Origin of the sequence: Anaerobiospirillum sp. NML120511 (assembly GCF_023050955.1) — a bacterium.
GTDB lineage: Bacteria > Pseudomonadota > Gammaproteobacteria > Enterobacterales > Succinivibrionaceae > Anaerobiospirillum.
On the sequence record NZ_JALKIK010000109.1, the window covers coordinates 1 to 1,466 of the forward strand.

Annotated in this window: 1 protein-coding gene; it reads right to left on the reverse strand. The window is 54.3% G+C overall.

The genetic code is table 11. The features are described 5' to 3' along the window. On the reverse strand, positions 1–1,306 hold a 1,306-nt coding region (locus MXE39_RS12845; protein WP_246979088.1), incomplete at its 3' end, for a POTRA domain-containing protein. Between the last annotated feature and the right edge of the window lie 160 nt (positions 1,307–1,466).

The window sequence follows — 1,466 nt, forward strand, 5'->3', positions numbered from 1 at the left end:
GATGAGAGTTAACCGGAATACGGTAATTGATGCTGTAGTTGTTCTGCTTTTCGTTGGAGCGGGCATAGACCACAGACAGACGGTCAGCCATGCCAGCTGGAGAGATAACCTCCATCAGACCGCCAAAACGGTAGCGGCCAGCGCTCTTGTTGCCGTAATTGTCAGCAAAGACAGCGAAATTTACCTGATCGCCATCTGGAGCAGCCTGGAAATCAACATCACGATAGAGGCCTGCAGCATCGGAGTTATCAATCTGACCGGCAATATTGAAAGTACCGATATCAGAGAGCTTGAGCAGACGCTCATCAAGCTCACCCTCAACAATATCCTTGCCCTCAAGCTCATAGACATCAGTCATGAGGTATTTCATATAGTCATCAGAGACATAGGAGACATTCTCAAGGTTGAAGTTGTTGTACTTCGGATTGACCACGGCAAGGTCTACCCAGCCATCAACAATGCTCTGAGCAGGCAGGTAGGCCTGAGACAGGGTATAGCCCTTATTACGGTAGAAATCGGTGAAGCTTTCCAGTGCCTGCTGCAGGGTACCGGCATCAAGTGGAGCTCCGCGCAGATGGTCAACAGAGCTGAGGGCGGCTGCAGTCAGAGCCTTGTCCTCATAGCGTGGAGCAGCTACCAGGCGTACACCCTGCAGGCCGCTGCCAGCGGTGGCCGGTGCAGCGCCAGCAGCGCCGCCTGCGGCTGCAGCACGGAAGTGCTCAGCAGCACTGGCACCAGCGCTACGGGACAGAGCTGCACCGCCATTGAGGGCAGCTACAGGAGCAGACTCAGGGCCGTTTTCAATAAGAGATTGAGCAGATATCGATGCATCAGCTGATGTGGCAGCCTCAGCTGAGGAGTCAACATGTGCAAGACCTGCAGCTGGAATAGCGCAGCTGCAGTCGCTGCCTGCATTGCACTGCATACCTTCGGTGCCGTCATAGCGGGTGATTTTGACATCGGTAATGGTGAAGTGGGAGAGGGCCTCCTGCTCCACTGCACAGGTACGGTCAGAGAAGGCAGAATCGCAGCCACCTGTTGCCAGGGTAATACCCTCGGAGCGGCTGGCGCTGTCCTTATAGAAAGTTGCGGCTGCAGTCAGGGCTGAGGCCAGAGTGCTGTCAGAGACGTGGCCGTCTACACGCTCAGGCTCCTGAATGGCCTGAGAAGTCATTGGACTGCCAGTGCAGGTGCTGGCGGTCTGGCAGCACTGCTGGGCGTGGGCGGAGTGGCTGGAGGCGGCTAAGGCCATACCGGCGGTTACAGCGAAGAAACATACAGCGTTAGTCATAAAATCGAATTTCATACTTATGCCTGTCAGATTGAAGATTGATGATAGGGGTTAAGGGTCATGCACTTGTTCATGACCGTGGCCCTATAGTCGCACTCCGTTTTTCAGCTCGATTTTACGAAACAAAAAGAGGTCCAAAAATGGCCCACTTGACAGCCGTTTTTCGTGACCTGGA